The following is a 21,018-nucleotide window of genomic DNA, read 5'->3' as shown; positions in this document are numbered from 1 at the left end:
AAAAAGTGCTATACCCCGCTGTCAGCAGCTCCCCAATGCTTCCTTGATGCTGCTGTATACTTCGTCCCACAGGTGCTTTTCTTCAGCAAAAGCTGCAGTTATCTTTTTAATAACTGCCTTTTGCTCTGCCTCGAAACGTTCATCATCCTTGGCCGGCAGGTCAGACCTTAACTCCATTACGTACTCTTGTACCTTTGGTGCACGAGGTCCCCAAACAGCTTTTTCTTCCCCATTCTTATCAATGAATATAAAAATGGGGATCGAACGCGCTGTTCCATTCGTTAAGTATTGATCCATCAGTTCAAGATTTTGATCTCGTAAAACCATGCGAGTTTCAATATTTGCCGCTTCAGATATATTCAGCAATATAGGAATATTCATCATCGCGTCTCCGCACCAGTCTTCAGTAATGACAATGGCTCTAAGTTCCTTCGTCTTTAATGCATCAAAGAACCCTTGGTCCTCTGCAGAAATGGAAAAGCCCTCCTGAATCGATTGTACGTTTTCTTTATGAACTTTCATCGAAGATACAAATTCTTTAGCAGGAATCCCCTTTTCAAACCATTCATTCAGTGTCGTCATACTATTTCTCCTAACTATTTTTACATTAAAAGTACCATAAACCAATTATTATTTCATTGTTTACACACTGAAAAATAAAATGACAAATTGGTAAATTAAAACCATGTTTTCTTTCCCGTGTAGAGGGAAAACTCTAAATACATTCAATAGCTTGGTAACTACCTATTTTATATTTATTAAAACATTGTTTTTTAGTTTAGGAGATGAAATTTTGTGGAAGGTTTTCTCTTTGCGCTACTCCCTGCATTGACATGGGGCAGCTTAGTGCTTGTTGCCGAAAAACTCGGAGGCAACTCTTATAATCAAACACTTGGCATTACAGTCGGTTCATTACTGTTCGCCATCGTGATGTCTTTCATTAATCCGCCGGAATGGAGCAGTGCAGTATGGATTGTCGGCATCATTTCCGGGATAGGCTGGGCATTCGGGCAGTTATTTCAATTCAATAGCGTCAAGGAAATCGGGGTATCGAAAACCGTTCCAATCTCAACAGGACTGCAAATTCTAGGAAATACATTCTTTGCCGTTATCATTTTCAGGGAATGGAATGACAGGATTACAGTCATCATCGGCATTGTTGCAATAATCTGTTTGATTACAGGTGTCTTGCTGACGAGCTACGGCGATGGTGATAACAAAAAAGCAGGTAGCATGAAAAAAGGGATTTTTTATCTTGCCATTTCAACAGTGGGTTATGTTACATATGTCATTGTAGTCAGATGGAATGAAGTTGACGGATGGTCGGCGATCCTGCCTCAAGCAATTGGCATGTTCCTAGCTGCCCTGCTCCTTTCCATCAAACATAAACCGTTTAATAAGTATGCCGGACGAAATATTCTAACCGGAATCATGTGGGCAATCGGCAATATCGGTCTCCTGCTCGCTAATCCAAAAGTGGGCGTTGCCATCGCTTTCTCATTTTCCCAAATGGGAATCGTCATTTCGACTTTAGGCGGCATCTTTCTTTTAGGAGAGAAAAAGTCCAAAAAGCAAATGGCCTTCGTCATCATCGGATGTGTACTCGTAATTACTGGCGGAATCATGATCGGCTTTACAAAAGAATAGTCAAAGGAGAGATAATTGATGTATGAAGATTTAGAGAAAAAAGTAGTCGTGATCACTGGGGCGGCAAAAGGGTTAGGAAAAGCCATGGCCGAAAGGTTCGGTAAAGAAAAAGCACATGTAGTATTGAATTATCACACTGAAAATGGCGACCATAAGGAAATCATCAAGACGATTGAAGCTGCCGGCGGGAAAGCCGCAGCCATTCAAGGAGACGTTTCAAAGGAAGCGGATGTGAAGAAATTGCTTTCATTCGCTGTGGACACCTTTGGTACAATCGACATCATGATCAACAATGCCGGTATTGAAAATGAAGTGCCAAGTGAAAAATTGACACTTGAAGATTGGCAGAAAGTCATCGATGTAAATCTAACGGGTATGTTCCTGGCTAGCAGGGAAGCCATCAGTTATATGCTTGATCATGGTATTAAGGGGAATATCATTAACATGTCTTCCGTTCATGACCGGATTCCTTGGCCTCATTTTGTCCACTATGCAGCAAGTAAGGGCGGAGTGAAGATGATGACAGAAACCCTTGCACTTGAATATGCTCCTAAAGGGATTCGCATTAATAATATTTCTCCTGGCGCAATCGACACACCAATCAATGCCGAAAAGTTCAATGACCCAAAAGCTAAACAAGAAGTCATCGACCTGATACCGATGGGATATATCGGAAAACCGGAACAAATTGCCGCTTGTGCTGCTTGGTTAGCTTCCGCTGAATCAAGCTACGTAACGGGCATGACCTTATATGCTGACGGCGGAATGACCAAATATCCAGGATTCCAAGCAGGAAAAGGCTGATCTTAACTTAGCTATATGGATAGGAGAAAAGAATTTGAGGGACTAGGATTTCTCCTATGTCCCTCATTCCTTTGTCATCCCCTTATATATGTCTTTATTTGATGGATTCTAATGATGAAAATACGACTAATCTAATCCCCTATTCCCGTTAATTACCTATTTTCTTCATAAACAAACCGATTTTTTGGATTCTTTAATCCAAGGTGATCACGGAGAGTGTCTCCTTCATAGTCCAAACGGAACAAACCCCTCTCCTGTAAAATTGGAACAACCTTCTCGACGAAATCCTCTAAGTCGCCTGGTAACAGTGGAAATTGAATCATAAAGCCATCTGCAGCTTTTTCAGTAAACCATACCTCCATTTCATCAGCTACTTGACTTGGTGTACCGACAAATCTATCTCGTCTGGCAGGACTGAAAAATCTCGCATATAATTCACCAACTTTTATGTCTTCTTCACCAATAATTTTCTTCATTTCATTAAAGTTACTTTGTATGCTATTTACTGATGGAAATTCAACATCCTTCGCTGGTGTATCTAAAGAATATTTTGAAAAATCTACGTTACCCATATAACCAGAAACGAATTTCAAACTCTGATAAGGGTCGACGAGACTTTGGAGTTTATTGTATTTTTGAATGGCTATTTCCTCGGTTTCTCCGATAATAGGGGAAATGCCGTGAAGGATGTGGAGCTCTTCCACGCTTCTTCCAAAATCCATTAAAGACGATTTTAATTCTTGGTAATATCGTTTGGATTCTTCAATGTTATCCCAATGTGTGAAAACGACTTCGGCTGTTCGAGCGGCTAATCGCTGCCCTTGTATAGACGCACCCGCTTGAATGATAACCGGCTGCCCCTGCGCCGAACGTGCAATATTCAACGGACCTTTTACCGAAAAATAGTTGCCTTTATAACGAAGCTCATGCACTTTATCAGGATTAAAAAATTGTCCCGTTTCTTTGTTATGCACAAACGCATCATCTTCCCACGAATCCCATAATCCTTGGACAACGTCGATGAACTCCTCCGCTCGTTCATAACGATGATCGTGTGCCCAATGTTTATCACGACTGAAATTCAAGGCAGTCTCTCCGGTCGCATCAGCTGTAGTAACAACATTCCATCCCACCCGTCCGCCGCTTATATGGTCAACAGAAGCAAATTGGCGAGCGAGTACATATGGTTCACTGTACGTTGTAGAAGCTGTCGCCCCAATGCCGATTTTTTCTGTAGCTGCAGCTAATGCTGTAATTAGTATAATCGGATCAAATCGATTAAGTATTTGAGGATGCGATTCTTGATTAATGGCCAAACTATCTGCCACAAAGGCAAGGTCAAATTTCCCTTTTTCCGCAATTTTTGAGAGTCTTTGCAAAGCTTTCACATCAATACTTGCATTCGGATTTGATGCCGGATGCCGCCACGACGCAACATGCATACCTGTTCCAATCAGATAAGCAGCTAACTTCATCTTTCTGTCTTGAGCCATTCTAATCTCTCCTTCCTTATTTATTAGAATATATCTCCTTATAACTGCTCAATTCTTTCAAGGTAATGAATGTTGGAATATAGTTTCCATTGTAAGTTTCTTCAATAAATTTAGCCGTTTTCTCTGATTGATAGAGATCAACTAATTTTCGGTAAATTTCATTGTCTTGATCTTCACTCCTAGCCGCTATGATATTAATATAAGGCTTTGCAGTACTACTTTCATAAATAAGAGCATCTTCTAAATTTAGTCCCGCTTCTACCGCAACTCCATTATTAATCACCGAACCAGCTGTATCTTCCATCACACGTGGGGCACTGGCACCATCGACAGGAATAATTTTGATTTTCTTCGGATTTTCCTTTATTTTGTCCTGTCCACCATTCCCGTCAAAGTCATCCACAACCTTTAAGAGTTTTGCTTCTTGTAATAGCAATAAAGATCTTCCCCAGTTAGCTTGATCATTGGGCACAGCAATTTGTGCACCATTTGGGATCTCTTCCACCGATTTATATTTGCTTGAATACAAACCGAGAGGAGCAATAATTGTAGTCCCAATTGGAACGATGTCTGTATTATTTTTCGCATTAAATGAATCTAAATAGGCAACATGTTGAAAGGCGTTGATATCAATATCCCCTTCTGCCAGCGCTTCGTTCGGATCATAAGCCGATGAGAAATTAACAATTTCAATTTCCACCCCTTCTTTTTCAGCCTGTTCCTTTAAAAATTCCCATGTTCGAAGTTCAGAATTTCTAATCCCTACCTTCACTTTCGTTTGTTTCCCTCCTGCATTCGTTGAATCACTTGAGCAACCTGCCAATAACACCCCCAAGATAAGCAGTATAGGTAAAATACATTTTTTCATCATTCATTCCACTCCCCCTCTGTAAACTACCGCCACTACACTCTTCTAATTTTCCGTTCGAATATATTTCCTAAACTTTGTACTCCCTGAACAACAATTACTAGAATTACAACGGTGACGAATATCGTAATAGTGCTAAAGCGTTGATAGCCATATGTTATCGCTACATCTCCAAGTCCACCGCCACCTATAGCTCCTGCCATGGCTGTAGCGCCCACTAAACCAATTGTTGCAGTTGTTATACTTAGAATTAATGACGCAAAAGCCTCAGGCATTAAAAACCTGAAAATAATTTGTAACGGCGTTGCTCCCATGGCTTTCGCGGCTTCAATAATGCCTTCATCCACTTCCAATAGCGAATTCTCCACAAGTCTTGAGATATATGGGCCAATATGAAGCACGAGTGGCACAATTGCCGCTGTCGTACCAATCGACGTACCAACAATTAGTCTTGTAAATGGAATAATCGCCACAAGCAAGATAATAAACGGAATCGATCGGAAAATATTTACAATCGGATTCACTATAGAAAAAATAAATCTATTTTCATAAATATGACCTTTTCTTGTTACAACCAATAAAATGCCTAAGAATATTCCAATGATGCTTCCAAAAAAAAGTGAAATACTAACCATGTACAGCGTTTCCCACAAGGCGTTTAAAATGAGTTCTTTGCTTACTTCCATCCTTCGTAACCTCCTTCACTTTGACATTTTGATTCTTTATAAACTGTAATGCCCGATCAATTTCATCTTCATTTCCTATTATTTCAACAATTAAATTACCAAATGGGATGCCTTGTAACTCAGTAATATTGCCGAACAGAACGTTTATTTCCACGTTAAACCTCTTCGCTGTTTTTGAAACGATAGGCTGCCCAGAGCTCAATCCCAAAAAATCAATTTTAAAAATTCGGCTGAAATAGGCATCCTCATTGAGCAATCCATAAACACTTGATGGCACTTCATCGCGAACAACCGATCGAATGAAGTTACGTGTTGTTTCTGTTCGCGGACGGGCAAAAATATCGATCACATTTCCTGATTCAATCACGCTCCCATCCTCCATCACTGCAACCCGATTACAAATTTCTTTAATCACTTCCATTTCGTGCGTGATAATTAGAATGGTAATTTTATATTCTTCATTTATCCGTTTCAACAGATTCAGGATTGATTTTGTTGTTTGTGGATCCAATGCCGATGTTGCTTCATCACATAATAGAATCGAAGGGTTTGTAGCCAAAGCACGGGCAATCCCGACACGCTGCTTTTGTCCACCTGAAAGTTGATTTGGATAGTTCATTGCTTTGTCTTCTAGACCAACAAAGCGGAGAATCTCATTAACTCGTTCTTCAATCTCTTTTTTCTTTTTTTTACTTAACAATAATGGCATCGCCACATTATCAAAGACTGTTTTTGAATTAAGTAAATTAAAATGCTGAAAAATCATGCCAATATTTTTCTTAGCTTCACGCAAATCTTTTTCAGACATCTTGGCAAGATTTTTTCCTTCTACAATCACTTCACCTGAAGTAGGATATTCCAGTAGATTCACAGTTCGGATGAGTGTACTTTTTCCGGCTCCACTAAAACCGATAACCCCGAATATATCCCCTTTTTCAACGGTTATATTAATCTCCTTTAACGCTTCAATTTTCTTCTCCCCGTCATCAAAAACTTTTGAAACCCGACGAAATTCTATCAAAGTGGCCATCTCCTCTTTTTAATTAGCTTGGTATAGAAGCCACCCTTAAAACGCGGGCACGACGGCTCCTTCATATTGATCTAAAATAAATTCTTTGACCTTTTCCGTCGTTAATGCATTCGCAAGCTTTTGGATCGCTTTATCGTCCTTATTGTCTGGACGAGCAACTAAAATGTTAACATATGGTGAATCCTTCCCTTCAATTATCAGTGCATCATCGAGAGGTTTTAACCCTCCTTCCAGAGCATAGTTTGTGTTAATGGCCGATGCTTCCACATCATCTAGCGAGTGAACTAAAAGGGGGGAATCGACTGGAATGAATTCTATTTTTTTAGCATTTTTTGTAATGTCCTCAATCGTATAATCCCCTGACTTAGAAGCATCCAACTCAATGATATTATTTGCCGCAAAAAGCTGTAACGATCGCGAAAAGTTTACTGGATCTTTCGGTACGGCTACTTTCGCTCCGTCTGACAATTCACCTATAGACTTAATTTTTTTGGAATAGACACCAAATGGTTCAATATGTACACCCTTCACATTAACCAAATTCAGACCACTATCTTTATTTACTTGCTCTAAGTACGGGGTATGTTGAAAGAAGTTTGCATCCAATTCTTTGTCTGCTGTTTGTTGATTCGTTTGAATGCCATCCGTAGAAATCACTACATCCAGTTTCACGCCTTGTTTTTCTATATCCGGTGCGACAAACTCTAAAATTTCTGCATGTGGTATTGAGGCTGCACTAATTTTCAAAGTCACTTCCTCATCCTTGTCTCCTTTACTCTCCGATGATGTTTGCTCATTACTTCCACAAGCTCCCAATATCAGCAATACTACTGTTAAAACCGTTACGGACAGCCATTTAATATTCTTCAATGTTTCTCGCTCCTCTTTTTATCCTTTTATATTGGAATAACAAATATTTATCAGCTGCTTCATGCCCGCTGGAATCTTTTCTTTTCCTTCTATATGACAGTCTCTTCCCCTAAGAGAACCGGACTCAACAACTGAAAAGACTGAATCCGTTCTGCTTCTGTTCGAAGCGGTGTATGCAAAATAAATTCATCCACTTGAAAAACTTTCTGAAGTTCCTTTAAAACCCCGTAAACATATCCTGGAGTCCCAGCAATAACACTTGCGCTCTGCTCTTCTATTTCGTAAGCTTCACCCGCCTGCTTCTCAAATGACTCAGCCTGCTCACGTGATTGAACTGTCAGCGTCCGGCCACTTTGAAGATGAACTTTAAATAGTTTTTGTTCGCTTGCCAGCTCCTCTGCTTTTTGTTGGGTAGGAGCTGCCACAACCGCTACTGATACGATAAAACGACCTTCTGGGTACTTGCTTCGGTAAGCAGAGGACGCTTCATACAGCATGGTATCATCACTATTAATAAATCTGGCGAATACAAAATCCATTCCGAGGTTAGCGGCTAGTTGAGCGCTGTCTGAACTTGCACCAAGCAGAAAGGTTTCTGGCTTTTCAGGCGGTATCGGTGTTGCTTGAATACCAGAGAGCAAGTGATCATCATTAATCGAATTTTCAATAAACTTTTGCAATAAGGATGCACGTTCCCCAAAATCTTTTCCATCATTTACAGTTCCAAATTGTAAGGCCTTTGTTGATAAAGGAAATCCACCTGGTGCTTTACCAATGCCAAGATCTACCCTGCCCGGGGCAAGAGTGGATAAAACATGAAAATTTTCAGCGACTTTATAAGGACTGTAGTGCTGAAGCATGACACCTCCCGAACCTACACGAATGGATGTGGTTTTCGATAATAAATAAGAAATTAATACTTCCGGTGAAGATCCAGCAACTTGTTCCATATGATGATGTTCCGATACCCAAAAACGGGTATATCCCCATTCTTCAGCTTTTTGAGCTAGGTTTACGGTTTGCTTAAGTGCATCAACTGCCGAATTCCCAGGAAAAATGGGGCTTTGATCTAATATTCCAAGCTTAAAACTCATATGACATCTCTCCAATCATTAATACCTAGTTAACAAATCGAATTAGTTGTTTTAATGTAATTGAAATTCATCCTAACATTGTAAACAAGCACTTGACAACACCTTATTTGATAGAAAAATTTATTTAATTGATAAAAAAATTCTATCAATTGCTTATGAATTTGGAATGCCTTTGTCTAATAATTAACCATGCTCTCGCCTATCATGGTTTGAGATCTATTCTTCTTACCGCTATCAAAATAAGATTCATCATTGAGAGGAAGAGAAAAGGAGAGAGGAGTCTATGAAAAGCTGGAATGAAAGAATGAAGAGTGGCTATGTATGGAAGGTAAAATGGGGGGAACGTTCGCATCATGACTATGCTTGAAATCAAGTTGGAACGAAACCTTTGGAATTACAACAACAATGGTACTAGGCACGAAATCGTGTCTGGCACCTTTGTCATGTATATTCACCACTTACCATGGTTATATAATAAATCCTTGGCACTTTCAAATAAAAAATGAGCGGCTTTAATAATGGAATTTTCATCAACAGTAAAAGCTGGATGATGCCAATCTTCGTTTCCGTTTGTACCAAAAAAGGCAAAGGTACCGGGGATATGTTGAAGGTAATAAGCGAAATCTTCACCACCCATTGAAGGTTCTGGATTGATTACATGTAATGATTGCCCCAAAGCAGACCTGCTTGCCATCTCTGTGACAGCTGGATGATTATGTAGCGCGGGGGGCCCAGGAAACCAATCAATCGTAGCTTCCTGTGAAAAAGCAGCGGCGATATGATTCACAATCGAATAAAACTTATCCTTTATTTCTTCGCGGATTGTAGATTCAAAGGTTCGTATCGTTCCTTCTAGTGTGACGTTACCGGGAATCACATTCCAAGTGTTTCCCCCTGTTATTCTCGTTACACTCACCACAGCACTTTCTAGTGGGGATACATTCCGGCTGACGATAGTTTGAAGAGCCGTAATAAGCTGGGCCGCCGCTGCTATTGGATCCTTTCCACTATGAGGGATGGCCGCGTGACTCCCCTTACCTTGAAGAACAATTTGAAAACGGTCCACCGCCGCCATTAACGGACCTTCTTTTATCCCTATAGTCCCAACAGGTAAATTCGGTTTATTGTGCAGCCCAATTATGGCCGCTACATCGCCAATTTGACCATCTTTTATCACATGCGCCGCACCCCCACCTGATTCTTCTGCAGGTTGAAAAATCAATCGCACGGTACCGTTCAGCTCTGATTGAAATTCTTTTAAAAGGTAAGCAGCGCCAATAACGGCTGCGGTATGGAAATCATGGCCGCACGCATGCATTACTCCTTTTACTTTCGAAGCAAATGGAAGCCCAGTTTGTTCCTCAATCGGAAGAGCATCGATATCCGCTCTTATGGCTACGGTAAGTCCGGGTTTACCACCCTTTATATCTGCAAATACACCTGTTTTCAATCCTGTATTACGGATCTCAATACCCTCTTCCCCGAGCCACTTTTGAATCGATTTTGTCGTTTCGAATTCTTCATTTGATAACTCCGGATATTGATGTAAATGGCGCCGTATCGATATTAAGCGCTTTTCCAGCTCTCGACTCATACAGTCGCCTCCTTCTAAAAATCTAAGCGATAGCATTTTACCAAAATATCATGATTTTGAAATTCTTTCGTTCGATCCCGCTTAAAGCCAAACCATTCATATAGTTTAATGGCTTTATGCATCTTATCAGTGGAATGTAGATACAAACTGGACGCACCTTGCGATTTTGCATAATTTACACTAGCTTTTAATAATTCCTGTGCGATACCGCGTCCCCTTGATTCGGGATGAACGGCCAACAACCGAATGATTGGTGAAAAAATCTCAAGTTCCGGCTTTTCATATGCTTTTTCAGATGACTGAAAAAGCTGTAATGTACCAAGGATATCCTGATTGCACTTTGCAACCAACACCTTATCAACATGTGGATTATCCACCGAGGATTCAATATTATTTAAATATCCTTCCCAAGCTTCCGGGTTCGAATATTCATGTTCATATTGTTGATAACTTTCTACCAATAAGCGGCGCACCGTCTCTTTATCTTCTTCAATCAATTCATCGACTACGATTGTATTAATCATACGTTCTCCTTTGGCCCCTTCCTTTAATTGACCTTTTCTTCTAAAAACGATAAGGAAAAATCTCTTGATATCCGGTTTAAAAATTGTCGTGTTCGATCTTTCTTTGGAGCATTGAAAATCTCCAATGGTGACCCTTCTTCTACAATGACCCCGCCATCCATGAATAGAACACGATCCGATACCTCTTTAGCAAAACTCATTTCATGGGTTACAATTACCATCGTGATGCCTTCCTGTGCAATTGCTTTTATGACAGAAAGCACCTCCCCAACCAACTCAGGGTCGAGTGCCGACGTTGGCTCGTCAAAAAGAATGACTTCCGGATTTAAAGCAAGTGCCCTAGCAATTCCAACACGTTGCTGTTGCCCTCCTGACAATTGTGAAGGGAAATGGTTATGCTTATCTCCTAAACCTACTTTTTCCAACAACAGCTCACTTTCCCGTTTCGCTTGAGCTTTCTTATATTTTCTTGTAACAATTAAGCCTTCCATTACATTTTCCAAAACAGTTTTATGAGCAAATAGGTTATAATGCTGAAAAACCATCGCCGATTGTCTTCTAAGGGACAAGATTTCCCTTTTTGTCGCCTTCTTAGACTTCACCTGTATATCTCCTACTTGAACCATTCCCTCATCTGGTTTCTCCAGAAAATTCAAGCATCTAAGCAAGGTTGTTTTCCCAGAACCACTTGGCCCAAGAATGGTAACTACTTCTCCCTTAGCTATTTTCAAATTAATACCTTTTAAAACGGGCTGCTGGTTAAATGATTTTTTTATATCTTTTAAATAAATCATTGTACTCCTCCTCGATTATAGGCAGTGGCCTTTTTCTCAATTAAAAACGAAAGACCTTCTGCAATGATTGTGAGACCCCAATAAATTAAACCAGCAGCGATAAAAGACTCCAAAAATTTCAAATTGGTGGATGCAACAATATTAGCTGCTCCTGTCATTTCTTTTTGCGATACAATGAAAGCAATGGATGACGTATGCAGAAATCCAATGAAAATATTCGTGAAATTCGGGATGGACTGAGCAATGGCCTGTGGCAAAATAATTCGCGTCATGGCTTGAAACGAATTCATACCCACGGAATAGGCTGCCTCCATTTGGCCATTGGAGACACTGATAATTCCCGATCTGAATATTTCTGATAAATAAGCACCCGCACTCAACGATAAGGCGGTTAAGACAAATAAAATAATCGGAATGGAATTAGATTGTATACCCAAATCAAATTTCTTAGAAATTTGATCGATTAATAATGGAAAACCGAAATAAATAAGCATTATGTGCATGATAATCGGTGTTCCTCTAAAGAAGGAAACATAACCATTTGCAACTCTACATAGAAATTTCACTTTATATATCCTAATCAAGGCAACAGCGAGACCGATAATAAAACCTGCAAGAAGAGGAAGCATCGTTAAGATAAGTGTGATCGGAAGTGCTTTAATAATCTCCTTAAAAGCAGTCCAAATAAATAGAATATCAATCGTCAAGTCCTTCCCTCCTCCCTTTGTTATCCAGTAACAGACACATCAACAGTTTGATGCCGATTAATGCGGTTTTCATAAAGTCTGAATATTTTCTCAAACAATAGCACGACTGCATAATAGATAACAGCTAATGAGAGATAGACTTCGAGAGCATGTGCAGTTGCAGCAATTAATGTCTCTCCCCTACCCATCATATCCATTACGCCGATGGTAAAGGCAAGTGAGGTATCCTTCAAGGATCCGATAATAGAGTTTGCGATATTCGGAAAAGCAATCCGTATTGCCTGAGGAAGCACAATCCGAAAAAAACTTTGACTATTATTCATACCAACAGAATAGGCTGCTTCCGTTTGCCCATAATCGACAGCCTTAATCGCTCCTCGGAATATTTCTGCGAAATGCGCCCCATTACTTAATGCATAAGTAATAATGACAAAATATAGAGCATCCATTCTTGAAATATCAATATTAATGAATAAAAGGATTGCAGGCAGTCCATAAAAAACTAGAAATAATTGTATTAAAATAGGCGTTCCCCGAATGAATGAAATATACAAAATGACAAATTGATTCAAAACAGGGATACGAAATAATCTCAGGATGGCTGCCGCTATCCCGATGACCATTCCTAATAAAACGGATGCTGCCAGAATTTTCAATGTTACTCCAAGATAATATATTAACGTCGGAATGAAATCGACGATTAATGAAGGATCAAATGCTTTCCCCATGCTTTAGCACCTCCGCGCTTACTACTATCTAATTAAAATCCTACTGAATAGTCTGCGCCCAGCCACTTTTTACTTAGTTCGCTAACTACCCCATCTTTTTTCAGCTCCACAAGTGCTTCATCAATTCTCTTCTGTAAAGGCGTTTCGTCTTTTCTTAGCAAAAAGTATACTTTTGAATTAAGAAGTGGCTCACCCACAACCTTTTGCTGTGCATCTGCTTGTTTATTTAAGAAGTCGACTGCAAATGGTGTAGTAATGGTAGCATCCGCCCGACCAGTTTTGATTTGATTCTTCGTATCATCTACGCCCTGGCCAGAATAGACAATTTCGATCCCGGCATTGTTTTCCTTATTATACTTTTCAAGAAAAACAGCAGAATTGCTCGTTGCACTCACGATCGCTTTTTTTCCTTTTAGATCTTTAATGGAGTGAATATCATTGTTGTCCTGATGAACTGTAACTTGAAGGGGAAAGACATTATATGGTTCTTTATTAAATAGAAATTTTTCTTTTCGTTCATCATTCACCTCCATTTGGTGAGCAACAAAATCTATTTTGTTCGTTTCTAAACTTAATAATAGATTAGAAAATTCCATCGTTTTAAATTCAAATTCATATTCTGGCAGCTTTTCATCGATTTGACGAACCAACTCGACATCATAACCTGTCAGATTACCATTCTTATCCAAAAAGCAAATATTCGGGAATTGCGTCCCTGTTCCGACAATGATTTTCTGAACTTTGTTATTTTTTGAATCTCCAGAACTTGATTTAGCAGTACTTGTTGTTTCTTTCGAAGAGCAAGCTCCCAAAAAAGTAAGTAGCAGTGCCATAACAATAAATAATGTTTTTTTCATCTCAAATTCCCCCGACGTTTTTAATTACTAACAATTGGTTCTTTATTTTCAATAATGCGATACAGCGTTTCATCTAGAATTTTACGAAGATACACAATTTTTTCTCCATCGTGATCTCGTTCAGCAAAAATCTCATAGCCTCTTCTTTCATAAATGGAAACAAGCCAAGGATGACGATCAGCTGTCGCCAAATAGACGGCCGGCGCTTTCACCTGTTTCCGAAGTACATTTTCTTCCACCCAGGTTAACAAAGTTGAGCCTATACCTTTTTGTTTGTATAGGGGGTCGACTGCAAACCACCAAATGAATGGGTACGGACTGAAATGATCAGGATCATTCCATGGATGACGAACTGTCACAGTGGAAACAATTTGACCCTCCTGTTCTAAAACATAAGTGAGATTCCGCCTAATATTATTCGTCACTAGCTGCAAATCAGCTGTCGCAGCCAGAAAGTTAATATTCAATTCTCTAATTGGTTCATAAGCCCGAAGTGTGACGTTTAGCACTTCTGGAGCATCCTTTACAGTAGCAAGACGGATTATCTGTGTCATGATTAACTCCCCATTTCTATAACATATTATTTACACAAGAATAGTCGGATTTAAATCAGCAATTTTTCATTTATTCCTACTTTACTAACATCCTCCAGTTCTCAGGATTGAAGAATAAGTCATAAAAACTGTCATGGTTGAAAATTCAACTTTTTAAATCAGCTATTTATACTTATATACTCGGATTAACACGCGTCTTTTTTTATTGTAATCGTTCGAGTACTTTTTCAAGATAAGGTATGCCAATTTCCGTAACACTCTCATATACGTTACCTCGCCCAATTTCAATAATAGGCACATACCGAACACCATATTTGATTTCTAAAATATCTCGCCGTTCATCATGATTGGTAACATCCACCGTTTGATAAGCGATCTCCTTTTCTTTTAAGTATTGTTTAACTTCTTCGCAATAGTGACATCCTTGTTTTGACCAAACGACGACAGATAACGCTTCTTCCATTTCGTATTCCTCCTTATTTTTTAAACGATTCTTCAATTATTGATTAATCTTTTCTTTCGCATAACGATTTTCCGGGAATGGAAGCCCCAAGTTGCCTCTTAATGTTTCTGCTTCATATTCAGTACGATATATTCCCCTTTTCTGAAGTATAGGAATCACATAAGATACAAAATCACTTAAAGCATTTGGAACACTTGAAGTAAAGATAAACCCGTCCGCACCCTTCTCTTCGAACCATCGCTGAATCAAATCCGCTACTTTCTCTGGAGTTCCAATAAAAGAAGTCCGAGGTGTAGTCTCCTTAAGTGCTACTTGACGGAGCGTTAACTGTTTCTCCTTGGCTTCCTCTTTAATCCGATCAGTCGTACTTCGGAAACTGTTTTTTCCGATGTCTCCGAGGACTGGGAAAGGTGCATCCAGTTCATATTGAGAAAAATCATGATGATCGAAGTATCGTCCCAAATAGTCAAGCGCCTTATCTATAGATACTAGGTTAGCGAGTTCTTGATATTTGTGCTCTGCCTCTTCCTCAGTTGCACCAATGATTGGCGCTATACCTGGCAGAATAACAATTTCATCAGGATTTCTCCCGAATGCAATAGCCCTGTTTTTTACATCTTGATAAAAATTCTTGGCATCTTCCAATGTTGGTTGACCTGTAAAGATTGCATCCGCTTCTTTAGCCGCCAGATTTTTTCCAGCTTCTGATGAACCTGCTTGAAAAATGACAGGCCGCCCCTGTTTAGATCTAGCAATGTTGAGTGGTCCTTGCACGGAGAAAAATTCTCCTATATGATTTAATTGATGTATTTTAGAAGGATCAAAAAACTCACCGGACTCTTTATCCCGAGTAAACGCGTCATCCTCCCATGAATCCCAAAGCCCTTTGGTAACATGTATATATTCTGATGCTATCCGATAGCGTTTGGCATGATCAGGGTGTTCTTCGATCGTTTTGTTATAGTTCAAGGCGGTACTCTCAAGAGGTGTAGTAACAAGGTTCCATCCGCCACGACCATGACTAATGTGATCAAGTGAAGCAAATTGCCGAGCTACGGTAAATGGTTCACTGTATGAGGTGGAAACAGTTCCGACAAGCCCTATTCGTGATGTGAAAGCAGCAAGTGCGGATAAAATGGTAAGTGGCTCAAATCGATTTAAAAAATGCGGAATGGATTTCTCATTGATGAATAAACCGTCAGCAATGAAAAGTAAATCGAACTTTCCCTCTTCTGCCTTCTGGGCCTGCTCCTTATAAAATTCAAGACTAACACTGGCATCGGTTTGAATGTCAGGATGCCTCCAACCAGATATACTCCCTCCAACTCCATGAATAAGCGCTCCAAATTTCAACTTTCTCTGCTCAGACATCAATACTCCTCCTTTAATTAATCGGTTTTTAGCTTGCTGACTTCTTAATTTTGGCTCACAAAGTTCTTTTCTCCAGGTAAGGCTAATTGAAGCGGACTCAACAATTGAAAAGATCGGAATCTTTCTGCTTCTTTTACTACCGGTGTATGTAGGATAAACTCATCTACCCCATATTTTTCATGTAAATTTGTTAGGACTTCCTTTACGTAAGAGGGAGTTCCAGCAATAATATTGGAATCTTGTTCTTCTATTTCGTAAGACTCCCCAGACTGCTTCCCGAATAATTCTCCTTGCACTAAGGTTTGGACCGTAACAGAACGACCGCTTTGGAGATGAACTTTCACTATCTTTTGGTCACCTGCTAGCTGTTCTGCTTCTTGTTGTGAAGGAGCAGCAATCACTGAAACTGATACCTTAAAGCTCCCAGTTGGATAGATACTTCGGTAAATGCGTACAGCATCTTCGAATACAGTCTCATTACTGTTGATAAATCGAGCAAATACATAAGCTATACCCAGATTGGCTGCTAGCCTGGCACTGTCAGCACTTGCACCAAGCAGAAACATTTTTGGCTTTTTTGAAGGGAGTGGCGTCGCTTGAATACCTGAAAGCGGGTGATTATTATTAATCGAATTTTCAATTATTTTTTGTAAAAAAGATAACCGCTCTTCGAAATCTTTTCCATCATTAACAGTACCAAATTGTAGCGCCTTCGTTGATAAGGGGAGACCACCCGGTGCCTTTCCAATGCCAAGGTCAACTCTGCCAGGCGAAAGATTTGATAACACGTGAAAATTTTCCGCCACTTTATATGGACTATAATGCTGAAGCATAACACCTCCGGACCCTACCCGAATAGATTTTGTTTGGGCTAATAAATATGATACCAATACTTCCGGGGAAGATCCCGCTAGCTTTTCGGCATGATGATGTTCTGATACCCAGAAACGGGTATATCCCCACTCTTCTGCATGTCTCGCCAGCTTAATGGTTTGCTGTAGTGCATCAAAGGCTGAAGTTCCTGGAAATATCGGGCTCTGGTCTAAAATGCCAAGCTTATAACTCATATTCTCTCCTCCGCTTTAATTCAAAGTATACTTATATGAATAATAACAATTTAATAATTTTGATTTATCCTAACACCTAAAGCATGTTAATGGCAATGGTTTAACTAATAGGAAAAAATATTGTATTGATAGAAAATATCTATCAATTAGATTGTGTCAGTGATTGATGATGGTCTTGTTCAAATTTCCGTATTGATAAAAGAATGTCATTCCATAGTAAGGGTGCTTCCATCCCGTGATTTAAATGAGTCAGATAGATGTGCTGCTTTATCTTGATTAAATGTGACACATCAACTTCAACCAAAGTTCCCTGTTCTAACTCTTTTTTAATACATAAATACGGTAAAAATCCGATACAGCTTCTGCTAAGAATTAGCGATTTCGCCACTTCCAAGTGATCAACCTGAAATTCAATACGCGGCTCTACATTAGACACTTCAAAAATTTTATGAACGTGGTTCCAGTCAAACGCACCACACTCAAAAAATACCAACGGCTCCATTGCTAATACTTGCACCGTTAGCTCTGTTTCAACTTGAAATGGATGTCCTGGATACACTACTAAACGTATCGAATTATCAAGGGTCTTGTGATTTTGCAGACCACTATGTGTAACATCCTTCATAAATGCTATATCAACCTTTTTCTGAAGCAATTTATCAATTAATGCATCATTTGTTGCTGAAATAAATTTAAAGCGTAAATTAGGGTTTTCCTTTTTCCAAAGAGGAAGAGCAAATGGAATAAAGTATTGCGATGTAATGATATTAGCCCCTATCGTTATTTCCTCCAGATCGCTTCCTGTTTTCAACTGTTTTTTCCCCTGTTGAAAGGTACGAATAATTTGTTCCGCAAATGGAATGAACGCTTTCCCTTTTTCCGTTAAAATAATCCCTCTCCCTTGCCTCTCAAATAGTTCTGAATCGAGTTCACTCTCAAGCGTCTTAATTCTTGCCGAAACCGTCGGCTGTGATAAAAACAGTGCCTCTGCTGCTTTATGAAAACTATTAAAATGAACAACATACATAAAAGCTTCAATATGATCAATATTCATCTCCCCAACTCCTTTTTCCAAAATGAACGCAAAAAGCTCCTGTTCGCTTATCGCGTTCAGGAGCTTTTGGTTGTCCAATCAGCTCATCTTTTATAATAATTCTTTCTCCGATTTTAATCTTATAAAACCAATAAGTAAAGTGTAATTTAATTAACTGAACAACCAACAGTCACGATATATTTATTGCGATTTCATACAATATGATATTCAAGGAACATAATACTATTTATACAGATGAAAATTTAAGGATTCTAAGTAAATAAAACTAATAATTTCATTCTCTTTCTTCCCGTTTTTCAATCCTAAGGGTGTATCTTTTTTCCGGATTGCGCGATAAATTTTGCATAGTTTATTTAACTTGTTTATCCCAATGGACTTGGCAGTTTCAGTCCTTCCTGTCTACGTTATATATTTTTTCTCCTTATAAAAAAGAAAAGAAAGGTCATCCTAATGGAGTAATTCAAATTATGACATAAGGAGAGAAACTACATGCCTCAACAACAAATTGATATCAATCAATTAAATCAAGCAAAAGCAAACGTTACCCTTACGCAAACCTTACTTTCACAAGCAATAGAAAAATCTTCCTCTGATCCAACTTTGGCACAAGAAGCCATTAAACAAGCTGCTCAAGAAATCGCACAAGCCCAATCTTCCGTAAATCAGGTTTACAGTACAGTACAAGCTCCGCAAGCAGAGTGATTTTGGGTATTATCTCGATTAATTGATTCAAAACAAGATGAAAGAGGCCTATATCCAAATTTAGGAATAGGCCTTTTTATAACGGATGTTTTTGGTCCAACCAAGCCTTTTCAACACCACTATTTAATGGGGGTATGCTTTGAGGGAACTTAAACGTATTGTATGGATCTTACATACCTCGTTTTCACTTCTCGAAGCCGTTTGAATTTTTCTCCATAGTACGCAGTTGGCCAATTTTTGATGAGAGTATCCGGCCAATTCACGTAGTCACCGGTAGTATATGAAGCCAAAGCGCATTTAAGTTCCTTGATCCACTGGATGTTTTCCCGCTCTTCTTCTGGATTGGTCCATGTAGCCAGATACTCCCGGGCGATGATGGCATCCCGATAATAAAAAGCCGTTTCATTTGGGTCCGAACGACCAGCGACCCCTATGGATTGGTGCCAAATTGCTGCATTTTCATTTGGAGTATTTTCCAGAAAATTCTTCATCGCAGGTTCACTCGTGAATTCTTCAGCTTTACTCGTGATTTCCAACAATTGATCCACAAAGGCAAAAAAAAAGCCCCTCTCGATCAAGAGAAGGGCTTTTTAAAAAGTATTTTAACGCTTTATGCTTTCGTACCTTATCCAGAAATCTCATCATCGGATTTAACATCCAATGGAGTTCGTTTATCCATTTTCAGCAGGTAATAACTCGCTGCGACCAAGACTAGGAAAACGATCCCGACAATCAAGGAAATCCGGGTACTCGGATTGACCCACATACCAACCAGCACCATCAGTAAAAAGGCAATTGTCGCATAGTTACTGTAAGGGGCCAACGGCATTTTGAACGGATGTTTTTCCATTTCAACAGCATTTACCTTTCTGAATTTAAGCTCACTGATAAGTAAGACAAACCATGGAATCATCCCGGGTAAAACACTCGCACTGTACACATAAAGGAATAATTGCGGCGGTGCAAGGTAATTCAGGATAACCCCGATGCCCAATCCTAATAATACAGCGATCGTACAATATGCCGGCACTCCATTTTTAGATACTTTTGCAAAGATTTTAGGAGCTTGGCCATTCAATGCTAGAGTGTAAAGCATACGCCCTGCACTGAAAATCCCACTGTTGCATCCAGACATTGCGGCAGTGATTACGACAAAGTTAATGATGCCTGCCGCTGCAGTGATACCGATTTTAGCAAAGGTTGAAACGAATGGACTTCCGATGTCATCCAGTTTATCCCAAGGATAAACCGTCACGATGACGAAGATAGCGCCAATATAGAAAATTAGAATGCGCCATATGATTGATTGGATCGCTTTTGTTACGGTCTTTGTTGGATCTTTCGCTTCTCCGGCTGTGATGCCGATAAGCTCAACGCCTTGATAGGAAGCCACGACAAGGGAAAGCGCAAAGAAGAATCCTGTCCAACCTCCCGTAAAGAAGCCGCCATTTGCCCAAAGATTCGATAATCCAATCGCATCCCCCCCATTCCCTATGCCAAAGAAAATAAGGCCAAAACCAGCAATGATCATCAATACAATCGTAATTATTTTTATAAGCGCAAACCAAAACTCAAATTCCCCGAAAGATTTTACGGAAATGAGGTTTGCCGCCCCCAAGATGATCATGGCGACCACACCTGGTATCCAAGCTGGTAACTCCGGGAACCAATACTGCATATACATTCCAACGGCGATGATTTCGGACATTCCGACGATTACCCATTGAAACCAATTGCTCCAAGCAGTCATATAACCAGCCAAAGGATGTATATAGCTGCTCGCAAAGGTTGCAAAAGAACCTGTAGTCGGTTCTAAATATAGCATCTCCCCCATAGAGCGCATGATGAAAAATATAAATATACCTGCGATGGCATAAGCGAGCATTACAGAGGGCCCAGTCCATTTGATCGTGCTCGCCGATCCCATGAATAACCCAACCCCGATGGTTCCGCCCAAGGCTATCATTTGAATATGACGTGCCTCCAGCCCTCTCTTTAATTCCTTATTTGACATGTTTAACTCCCCCAGATGCAATATTAGCGGCAATGATATTAATATCCTTTCCACCAATCGACTCTCTATTATTATTGCGGTTAAAAATGCTTTATCC

Annotated in this window: 23 protein-coding genes and 1 pseudogene; 3 read left to right on the top strand and 21 right to left on the bottom strand. The window is 39.7% G+C overall.

Translation table 11 applies throughout. From position 1 onward, the window contains the following. Positions 1–21: 21 nt before the first annotated feature. Positions 22–582, bottom strand: coding sequence for a thioredoxin family protein (locus tag ACDZ29_RS14075; protein ID WP_375091068.1), 561 nt, complete (start codon positions 580–582; stop codon positions 22–24). A gap of 213 nt (positions 583–795) precedes the next feature. Between ACDZ29_RS14075 and ACDZ29_RS14070 the strand changes: the two genes are divergently transcribed. Together ACDZ29_RS14070 and ACDZ29_RS14065 are read left to right on the top strand one after the other, a co-directional pair. Further along, positions 796–1,647, top strand: a complete 852-nt coding sequence (locus ACDZ29_RS14070; RefSeq protein WP_375091067.1) for a GRP family sugar transporter — start codon at positions 796–798, stop codon at positions 1,645–1,647. Between the two features lie 18 nt (positions 1,648–1,665). After that, complete coding sequence (locus tag ACDZ29_RS14065) at positions 1,666–2,451, top strand: glucose-1-dehydrogenase (RefSeq protein ID WP_289323703.1); 786 nt, start codon at positions 1,666–1,668, stop codon at positions 2,449–2,451. Between the two features lie 152 nt (positions 2,452–2,603). Here the strand turns inward: ACDZ29_RS14065 and ACDZ29_RS14060 are convergent, their stop codons facing one another. The 18 genes from ACDZ29_RS14060 to ACDZ29_RS13975 form a co-directional block, all read right to left on the bottom strand. Further along, positions 2,604–3,944 carry an LLM class flavin-dependent oxidoreductase gene (locus ACDZ29_RS14060; protein ID WP_375091066.1) on the bottom strand — a complete coding sequence of 447 codons (1,341 nt, stop codon included), beginning with the start codon at positions 3,942–3,944 and terminating at the stop codon, positions 2,604–2,606. 16 nt (positions 3,945–3,960) lie between these two features. Further along, positions 3,961–4,812, bottom strand: coding sequence for a MetQ/NlpA family ABC transporter substrate-binding protein (locus ACDZ29_RS14055; protein WP_375091065.1), 852 nt, complete (start codon positions 4,810–4,812; stop codon positions 3,961–3,963). Between the two features lie 35 nt (positions 4,813–4,847). Beyond that, positions 4,848–5,498 carry a methionine ABC transporter permease gene (locus tag ACDZ29_RS14050; RefSeq protein WP_375091064.1) on the bottom strand — a complete coding sequence of 217 codons (651 nt, stop codon included), beginning with the start codon at positions 5,496–5,498 and terminating at the stop codon, positions 4,848–4,850. Then, positions 5,440–6,519, bottom strand: a complete 1,080-nt coding sequence (locus ACDZ29_RS14045; RefSeq protein ID WP_375091063.1) for a methionine ABC transporter ATP-binding protein — start codon at positions 6,517–6,519, stop codon at positions 5,440–5,442. Before ACDZ29_RS14045 ends, ACDZ29_RS14050 begins: the two co-directional genes overlap by 59 nt. A gap of 45 nt (positions 6,520–6,564) precedes the next feature. Beyond that, positions 6,565–7,398 (bottom strand): MetQ/NlpA family ABC transporter substrate-binding protein, encoded by an 834-nt coding sequence (locus ACDZ29_RS14040; RefSeq protein WP_375091062.1) that lies wholly within the window; start codon positions 7,396–7,398, stop codon positions 6,565–6,567. An 89-nt stretch (positions 7,399–7,487) separates the two neighbouring features. Further along, a complete protein-coding gene (locus ACDZ29_RS14035; RefSeq protein WP_370013855.1) occupies positions 7,488–8,492 on the bottom strand; it encodes an LLM class flavin-dependent oxidoreductase in 1,005 nt (334 codons plus the stop codon). 451 nt (positions 8,493–8,943) lie between these two features. Further along, a complete protein-coding gene (locus tag ACDZ29_RS14030; protein ID WP_375091061.1) occupies positions 8,944–10,086 on the bottom strand; it encodes an amidohydrolase in 1,143 nt (380 codons plus the stop codon). Positions 10,087–10,100: 14 nt separating this feature from the next. After that, a complete protein-coding gene (locus ACDZ29_RS14025) occupies positions 10,101–10,610 on the bottom strand; it encodes a GNAT family N-acetyltransferase (RefSeq protein WP_370013852.1) in 510 nt (169 codons plus the stop codon). A 23-nt stretch (positions 10,611–10,633) separates the two neighbouring features. Further along, positions 10,634–11,404: an amino acid ABC transporter ATP-binding protein gene (locus tag ACDZ29_RS14020; protein WP_370013851.1), complete on the bottom strand. Its 771-nt coding sequence runs from the start codon at positions 11,402–11,404 to the stop codon at positions 10,634–10,636. Then, positions 11,401–12,111 carry an amino acid ABC transporter permease gene (locus ACDZ29_RS14015; protein WP_375091060.1) on the bottom strand — a complete coding sequence of 237 codons (711 nt, stop codon included), beginning with the start codon at positions 12,109–12,111 and terminating at the stop codon, positions 11,401–11,403. Before ACDZ29_RS14015 ends, ACDZ29_RS14020 begins: the two co-directional genes overlap by 4 nt. A gap of 20 nt (positions 12,112–12,131) precedes the next feature. Continuing rightward, a complete protein-coding gene (locus tag ACDZ29_RS14010) occupies positions 12,132–12,839 on the bottom strand; it encodes an amino acid ABC transporter permease (RefSeq protein WP_328113680.1) in 708 nt (235 codons plus the stop codon). A 32-nt stretch (positions 12,840–12,871) separates the two neighbouring features. Then, positions 12,872–13,696, bottom strand: coding sequence for an amino acid ABC transporter substrate-binding protein (locus ACDZ29_RS14005; RefSeq protein WP_375091059.1), 825 nt, complete (start codon positions 13,694–13,696; stop codon positions 12,872–12,874). A gap of 20 nt (positions 13,697–13,716) precedes the next feature. Next, a complete protein-coding gene (locus ACDZ29_RS14000) occupies positions 13,717–14,250 on the bottom strand; it encodes a GNAT family N-acetyltransferase (RefSeq protein WP_289323692.1) in 534 nt (177 codons plus the stop codon). 202 nt (positions 14,251–14,452) lie between these two features. Continuing rightward, a complete protein-coding gene (locus ACDZ29_RS13995) occupies positions 14,453–14,713 on the bottom strand; it encodes a glutaredoxin (RefSeq protein WP_289323691.1) in 261 nt (86 codons plus the stop codon). Between the two features lie 36 nt (positions 14,714–14,749). Then, positions 14,750–16,084 carry an LLM class flavin-dependent oxidoreductase gene (locus ACDZ29_RS13990; RefSeq protein WP_375091058.1) on the bottom strand — a complete coding sequence of 445 codons (1,335 nt, stop codon included), beginning with the start codon at positions 16,082–16,084 and terminating at the stop codon, positions 14,750–14,752. 44 nt (positions 16,085–16,128) lie between these two features. Continuing rightward, positions 16,129–17,151, bottom strand: a complete 1,023-nt coding sequence (locus ACDZ29_RS13985; protein WP_375091057.1) for an LLM class flavin-dependent oxidoreductase — start codon at positions 17,149–17,151, stop codon at positions 16,129–16,131. 142 nt (positions 17,152–17,293) lie between these two features. Further along, a complete protein-coding gene (locus ACDZ29_RS13980; RefSeq protein WP_375091056.1) occupies positions 17,294–18,205 on the bottom strand; it encodes a LysR family transcriptional regulator in 912 nt (303 codons plus the stop codon). Continuing rightward, positions 18,195–18,371: a hypothetical protein gene (locus ACDZ29_RS13975; RefSeq protein WP_289323687.1), complete on the bottom strand. Its 177-nt coding sequence runs from the start codon at positions 18,369–18,371 to the stop codon at positions 18,195–18,197. The genes ACDZ29_RS13980 and ACDZ29_RS13975 overlap by 11 nt, the downstream gene beginning before the upstream one ends. Positions 18,372–18,694: 323 nt before the next feature. Between ACDZ29_RS13975 and ACDZ29_RS13970 the strand changes: the two genes are divergently transcribed. Beyond that, positions 18,695–18,907 carry a hypothetical protein gene (locus ACDZ29_RS13970; RefSeq protein WP_289323686.1) on the top strand — a complete coding sequence of 71 codons (213 nt, stop codon included), beginning with the start codon at positions 18,695–18,697 and terminating at the stop codon, positions 18,905–18,907. Between the two features lie 76 nt (positions 18,908–18,983). Here the strand turns inward: ACDZ29_RS13970 and ACDZ29_RS13965 are convergent. Continuing rightward, positions 18,984–19,398: pseudogene (locus ACDZ29_RS13965) on the bottom strand (BBE domain-containing protein); the annotation flags it as partial. A gap of 134 nt (positions 19,399–19,532) precedes the next feature. Beyond that, positions 19,533–20,921, bottom strand: coding sequence for an amino acid permease (locus ACDZ29_RS13960; protein WP_370013839.1), 1,389 nt, complete (start codon positions 20,919–20,921; stop codon positions 19,533–19,535). Positions 20,922–21,018 lie beyond the last annotated feature (97 nt).

It is taken from the genome of Peribacillus sp. RS7 (assembly GCF_041956845.1).
Classification (GTDB): Bacteria; Bacillota; Bacilli; order Bacillales; family DSM-1321; genus Peribacillus.
This window is presented reverse-complemented; position numbering and strand designations above follow the sequence as displayed.